7 protein-coding genes are annotated in these 6,225 nt (G+C 28.9%); 1 reads left to right on the plus strand and 6 read right to left on the minus strand.

Going from position 1 to position 6,225, the window contains the following annotated elements:
* Nucleotides 1-144 precede the first annotated feature (144 nt).
* From HMPREF1984_RS05235 to HMPREF1984_RS05260, 6 genes are all read right to left on the minus strand, one after another.
* Nucleotides 145-405 carry an HPr family phosphocarrier protein gene (locus tag HMPREF1984_RS05235; protein WP_021766876.1) on the minus strand — a complete coding sequence of 87 codons (261 nt, stop codon included), beginning with the start codon at nucleotides 403-405 and terminating at the stop codon, nucleotides 145-147.
* A gap of 121 nt (nucleotides 406-526) precedes the next feature.
* A complete protein-coding gene (locus tag HMPREF1984_RS05240) occupies nucleotides 527-2,134 on the minus strand; it encodes an NFACT family protein (protein ID WP_021766877.1) in 1,608 nt (535 codons plus the stop codon).
* A 90-nt stretch (nucleotides 2,135-2,224) separates the two neighbouring features.
* Nucleotides 2,225-2,887 carry a MarR family transcriptional regulator gene (locus HMPREF1984_RS05245; RefSeq protein ID WP_021766878.1) on the minus strand — a complete coding sequence of 221 codons (663 nt, stop codon included), beginning with the start codon at nucleotides 2,885-2,887 and terminating at the stop codon, nucleotides 2,225-2,227.
* Nucleotides 2,888-2,922: 35 nt separating this feature from the next.
* The gene (rpe, locus tag HMPREF1984_RS05250) at nucleotides 2,923-3,558 is read right to left on the minus strand and encodes a ribulose-phosphate 3-epimerase (protein ID WP_021766879.1); all 636 of its coding nucleotides are present in this window, start codon (nucleotides 3,556-3,558) and stop codon (nucleotides 2,923-2,925) included.
* A 43-nt stretch (nucleotides 3,559-3,601) separates the two neighbouring features.
* Nucleotides 3,602-4,507 carry a ribosome small subunit-dependent GTPase A gene (gene rsgA, locus HMPREF1984_RS05255; RefSeq protein ID WP_021766880.1) on the minus strand — a complete coding sequence of 302 codons (906 nt, stop codon included), beginning with the start codon at nucleotides 4,505-4,507 and terminating at the stop codon, nucleotides 3,602-3,604.
* A gap of 25 nt (nucleotides 4,508-4,532) precedes the next feature.
* Nucleotides 4,533-5,531 (minus strand): PASTA domain-containing protein, encoded by a 999-nt coding sequence (locus HMPREF1984_RS05260; protein WP_021766881.1) that lies wholly within the window; start codon nucleotides 5,529-5,531, stop codon nucleotides 4,533-4,535.
* A 563-nt stretch (nucleotides 5,532-6,094) separates the two neighbouring features.
* On the opposite strand from HMPREF1984_RS05260, the gene HMPREF1984_RS11760 reads away from it, so the two are divergent.
* Nucleotides 6,095-6,225, plus strand: a 131-nt coding sequence (locus HMPREF1984_RS11760; RefSeq protein ID WP_021766882.1) for a low temperature requirement protein A, incomplete at its 3' end; no start/stop codon positions are given.

Genomic DNA, 6,225 nt, shown 5'->3' on the forward strand with positions numbered 1-6,225 from the left:
CAGGAAAAGTGAAAAACTATTTTTATGAGTTATTCATATTTTCTCCGGAGACAGTTTTTTATATTGATATTATTAAAATAGAGATAGCTAAAACAAGTGTTTTAAACTATCTCCTTCCATCCGATAAATATTAAATTGTGTAAATTAGTCTCTAATAGTTGCTAATAATTCTCCTAAAACTTCAACTGCTTGCTCAGCGTCAGCCCCTTCTGCGTGAACAGTTATTTCAGAACCATTTTTGATTCCAATTGATAATAATTTTAACAATGATTTACCGTTTACTTTTTTTCCTTCATTTTCAACGAAAACATCACTTTCGAATTCTTTTGCCTTAGCTACAAACACACCACCTGGTCTTGTATGTAATCCTGTAGGGTTTGTCATAACAACTGTCTTACTTGCCATTTATATATCCTCCTAAAAATATTTATGTAACTTAATTTTACAATAGTTTTGGGTATTTGTCAATAAAATATTAAATAGTATCCCTTAAAAATCATAACATTTGTTATTTGAAATTCATATTTTAAACTGTAATTGTTAAAGCCTTGAAATTAGTGTATGTTACATTTCCAGGTTTTGAATTTTTAATTTTTTTAACGAATTTTTTTTCACAGTAATCTACTGTGACTTTATCACCTTTATTAGCTTTTGAAAATTCTCCTGCAAGTTTAGCCGCATAGAGAAGAGTATCTTCGTCAACTTCCTTCTGTTCCCTTATGATAAGGACATGACTTCCTGGAATATCCTTTACATGCAGCCATATATCTCTTGAAGTACCTCTATTGAAGGTTATTTCTTCATTTTCCTTATTATTTCTTCCAACAAATATTTTGAAGCCGTTATACTCAAAAGAAAGTAGCTCCCTCTTTTTTGCCTTATTAAGTTTAATTTTCTTTTTACCACTGAATTTCAGCTCATTTTCTATTTCTTCAATACCGACAAAGTCAGTTTCCTTTTCAATAAAAAGTTTTACCTCTTCAAAATATTTTATTTCATTTTTTATATTCAGAAGTCTTGCATTAAGGGCAGTTTCAGTTCTTTTTCCTTTATTATATCTATTATAGTAAAAATTCAGATTGTCATTTGGAGATAGTAACGGATCAAGGGAAATAGTGATATCACAGTTATTGTAAAAATCAAAAACTGTTATTTTATCCATACCGTGCTTAAGTAAATGCATATTTGCAGCTAATATATCTCCTGTATTTTTGTAATTTTCATAATTTCCGTTCTTTTTTAAATCAATATCTATATTTTTAAGTATTTTTTCAAATTTCTTTATTTGAGTATCCACATATTTTACAAGTTCTTTTTTCTTTTCGTTAATTACATTAGATGTAATTGTTGTTCTGAAATATTCGTTTAATCCTTCGTTTAATGTTGAAAATTCCTTTGTTTCAGTAACTTTATCCTCATATTCGGAAAAATAATTGTAGGTAAGTATTTTTTGTAATTTTCCCCTAATTTCAGCTTCATGAAGAAGTGAAACATAATTTGTAATATATTTTTTATAAATTTCATAACTGTTATAACATTGTGTGGCAAAAACTTTTCCTATTCCTTCAACTTTCCGGATAAAATCCTGTGGAGATTCAAATGGGAAATTATCTTCATCCAAATATAAAGGAGAGATTTTTTTCTCCTCAAATGGAAGAGTGTATCTTGCCCCAGTCATTATAACTCTATTTCCTTCATCTATGGAAGAAAAATAGAGGGCTGAAATAATTTTTTCATCATCTGAGGATGTCAGAAATATGTTACTTGCCTTTCCCATTAGCTCCATAGTAAGAGTAAACTTTTCAACATCTCCAAACTGATTAAGCTTTTCAAAATCAAAATATACAATCCTGTCAAAACCTTCCTGTCTAATATTTATAAGAATAGAATTAAGAAGATGCTTTTTCAGGGAAAGAAGAAATTTTGACTGAAAATCTGTATTCAAATCCTTTTCTTCCTTTAAATAAAAAATTGTGGAGTTATCCTTAACCTGAAAAAGAAGATTATTCTTACCAAAGAAAAAAGAAAGTGAGGAACGGTCATACTGATAAATTTTAGTTAGTCTGTAATTTACTATTTTTTCCTTTATCTCCTTAATTAAAAAAGATAATCCTATTCCATCAATATATATCATATCTTATAATTCCTTTCAAATAATAAATAAAAATGGATAAAATCTTACATAGATTATATAAAATATTATCCATTTAAAGCATGTATTTAATTATACATAATTTCTTGTAACCATTATATCAGAAGCATCATCAATACTGATAACTTTTTCATCTCCGTCAACAAGCAGCATAATAATGTGTTTGTTAATATCAAGTATTTTGATAAGGGATTTTATAACAATTCCTTTTTCATTCAAATATTTTCTTATTGCGGGGCTCCCTTTAAAAGATGACACCTGAACAATATCTCCCTTTTCAAAGCTCAGTATGGATTCTGGCTGAATATCTTTTTTTACTTTATTAAGGTTATTTACAATTATCTTGAAAACTTCAACAAAAGTATTGAGTTTTTCTTTAGGAATTTCTGAAGTGACTTTTTCAAGAATGTTTGAATGAAAGTTTCCATGATATTTGTAAGCCAGAAGTCCTTTTTTAGATAACTGTACAAAAACTTTTCTTCTGTCACTTTCAGAACGGTTACGTTCTATAAAATATTTATCTGTCAGTTTATTTACTGCAACAGATGCTGTTCCCATTGTAATTCCAAGCTTATCAGCGAGCTCATTCATTGTAAGAGATTCTTCCCCAATTGCTTCAATTACGTGTAATTCAGTAGTAGTAAGACATTTTATAACCTGATTCAAGTTAATTTCCTCAATTTTATAATATGTCTTATAAAATTCATCTAGCAATGCTTCGATTTCTAAATACATTATGTACCTTCCTTTTCCTTCATTTTTAATATCGATTATTTTAAAGATTCTATTTTTTCCTTATAGTTTCCACTAAACACATAAGAACCGGCAACAAGGATATTTGCCCCTGCTTCCTTTACTTTTTTTGCAGTTTCGGCATTTATTCCACCGTCTACTTGAATATCTATCTCCTTATTAATATTACGTAATTCTTTAATTTTTTCTGTCATATCTTCTATAAATTTTTGTCCTCCAAATCCAGGATTAACTGTCATAATAAGTACCATATCAATATTTTTCAGATCGTACTTTATCATTTCCAGAGGAGTAGACGGATTTAGGGCAATTCCTACTTTTTTTCCATAGGATTTAATTAACTGCACTGTTCTGTTAAGATGTTTTGTGGCTTCAGCGTGAACAGTGATAATATCTGCACCTGCATCAACCATATCTTTTATGTACATATCAGGATTTTCAACCATAAGATGCACATCAAAAACAAGACTGCTATGTTTTCTTATTGCTGAAATAACAGGAGCTCCAAAACTTATATTAGGAACATAGTTACCATCCATAACATCAAGATGCAAATATTCAGCACCATGTTTTTCCACTTCTGATATTTCTTCCCTTAAATTACTGAAGTCTGCAGCAAGCAATGAAGGAGCTATAATAATTTTCCTTTCCATAAAAACCACCTTTACTAAATAAATTTTATTTAATCTTCAATATCTAATTTTTAAAAATATTTTCCAGAGAGTTTAAGTAAAACTCATATCTCATTTTAGGAATATCGCCATTTTCAACAGCTTCCTTAATACCACAGTGAGGCTCATTATTGTGGAGACAGTCCCTGAATTTACAATTCTGGATATGATTAAGAAACTCAGGAAAGAGTGTTTCCAGTTCTTTTTTGTTATCCAGTTTTGGAAAATCAAGTGATGTAAATCCTGGAGTATCAATGATGTATGTAGATGCATTTATTTTGAAAAAACGGCTTTCTGTCGTAGTGTGACGTCCTCTTGAAGTCTTTTCGCTGACTTCATTTGTAGTAAGAATTTCTTCTCCAATGAGGGAGTTAATCAGTGTTGATTTACCTACTCCACTTGGACCCGAAACCGTAACAGATTTTCCTTCTATGTATTCCTTTAATTCTGTCAGACCAATATTTTTTTCAGTAGAAATAGGAAAAACTGGAAATTCTTCCCCAAAATTTCCCTTTATTTTGTTTAAAAATTCATCTAAAGTATTTTTTTCAACTAAATCAATTTTTGAAATAATTAATATAGCCGGAATATTTTGCCAAGAAGCATTTAATAACATTTTCTGAAATACATTAAAATTAAATTCTGGAGAAACTATGGAAAATAGAATACCTATAAAATCAATGTTGGCAAGTAATGGACGATATAGGAAATTTTTTCTTTCATCAATTCCTGTAATGACTTTTTCCTTTTCATCAAATTCAACAATATCACCTATGATACAGTTCATTTTGTTATTTTTTACTTTTAGAGTTCCTTTAAGCTTGCATTCATAAGTATCTTCTTCCTTCAAATGATAGTATCTTTCATCTGAAACATAGTAAAATCCTTTAATTTTTCTAATAACTTTTCCTTTAATATAAATTCCTCCCAATTATATTTTACTAACCACCCACATTTTAATCATTGCCAGGACGATCAACTTCACGTTTTTTAGGTTTTGTAAATATTTTATTGTCATTTGAATCATCCGAATTATTATTGCTGTTGTTCTGATTATTTTGATTATTCTGGTTAGAATTCTTTTTCTGGTTGTCTTTATCTTCATTGTTACGTTTATCAATTTTTTCCAGAGTATTGTTAATTATATTATCAATCTGCTTATCATCAATCTGGTTGTTAGTCTGATTTATAATTTCCTCTACTGAAGGTTTATCAGATTTTACTGGAGTACCAATGTTTATAACAACAGAAATTTTTTGGCCTTTTGTAACTTTCTGTCCTGGTGCAGGCGATGTTGAAATAATAGTATTTACAGGAAGAGTAGGATCGCTTGACTTAGAAGTTCCTCCCAATTCCAATCCAATTTGAGCCAGTAATACTTTCGCATCATTTAGATCCAGTCCTATTAAGTTAGGCATAACAGAAGGATCAACAACTTTCTGTGATGAAACCAGTATTGATATCTTCTGATTTATTTCAAGAGTAGTTCCAGGTTTAGGATAAACCCCTAATATAGTGTTGTACTTCTGATTGGAAGGCTGATAATCTATCCTTTCAATCTGTATGTTCTGCCCCTGCAGCAATGAACGTGCCTCAAGAAGTTCCAATCCAATGATATTAGGTACTTCCTGCCCTTTGCCGTTATTTACCCAAATTTGTATGGCACGGTTGACCTTTACAGTTTTTCCAGGTAAAGGAAACTGTATGTAAACTGTATCAAGTGGAACTTTTTCAGTTTTTGAATTAATTACTTTAACATTAAGTCCTGCATCCTTCAAATATTTTACAGCATCCTTTTCGTTAAGATTTACAACGTTAGGAATAACAGTAAGCCTTTCATTGAAAAAATGCCTTATAAAAACATTTTTTCCTACTGTTGAAAGTATAAATAAACAAACTAACACAAGAAAAGTTTTTATAGTTTTTATAATATTAAATTTAAATTTTTTAGCCATTTCAGCACCTCAAATATTTTTTTATGTTACTGTAAATATAATAACATAAATAGCATGAAAAGGCAATATTATCATATGGAAAAGAGAAGGTAAAAATTAGGAAGTAGTAGTAAAATATTATAATCAAATTTATCAGCTAGTTCATCAGTTATATTTTATTTTTAATTTAAATGTGCTAAAATAGAAAAAAATAAGGAGAAATTATAAAAATGAGTTTAATTAAAGAAAGGAAAGTTGAGAATATTGAGCTTTTTTATTTATAAGTAAAGTAAATTTATTTTTAATAACAAGACAAATCAGAACAATTTTTTATATTTACCAAAAGAAGTTACAACATTTTTAAGATTGATTATAAGTACCCAACATTCATTTAAAAATCTAATAATACCAATAAATTATGCTACAAATGAAATAAAAAAGGGAATGGTTACACTACAAGTAAATGACAAAAGAAGTCAAGGTGTTGACAATTCGCGCCACATTAAGTTATTTAAGAATCTCCTTGTATTTCATTGCCATTTCTGTTATAATAAATTATACTTCTAAAATAGAAAGGACTTAATATGACAACTCTTATTAAACATAAACGTGTAGAATTTTCAGAACTTTTTTATGACCTAGTTTTTGTTTTTGCAATTTCAAAAGCAACTACTTTAATTGACCATCTTCATAACGGTATTTTGACTTGGAATTC

This window comes from Leptotrichia sp. oral taxon 215 str. W9775 (assembly GCF_000469505.1).
GTDB lineage: Bacteria > Fusobacteriota > Fusobacteriia > Fusobacteriales > Leptotrichiaceae > Leptotrichia_A.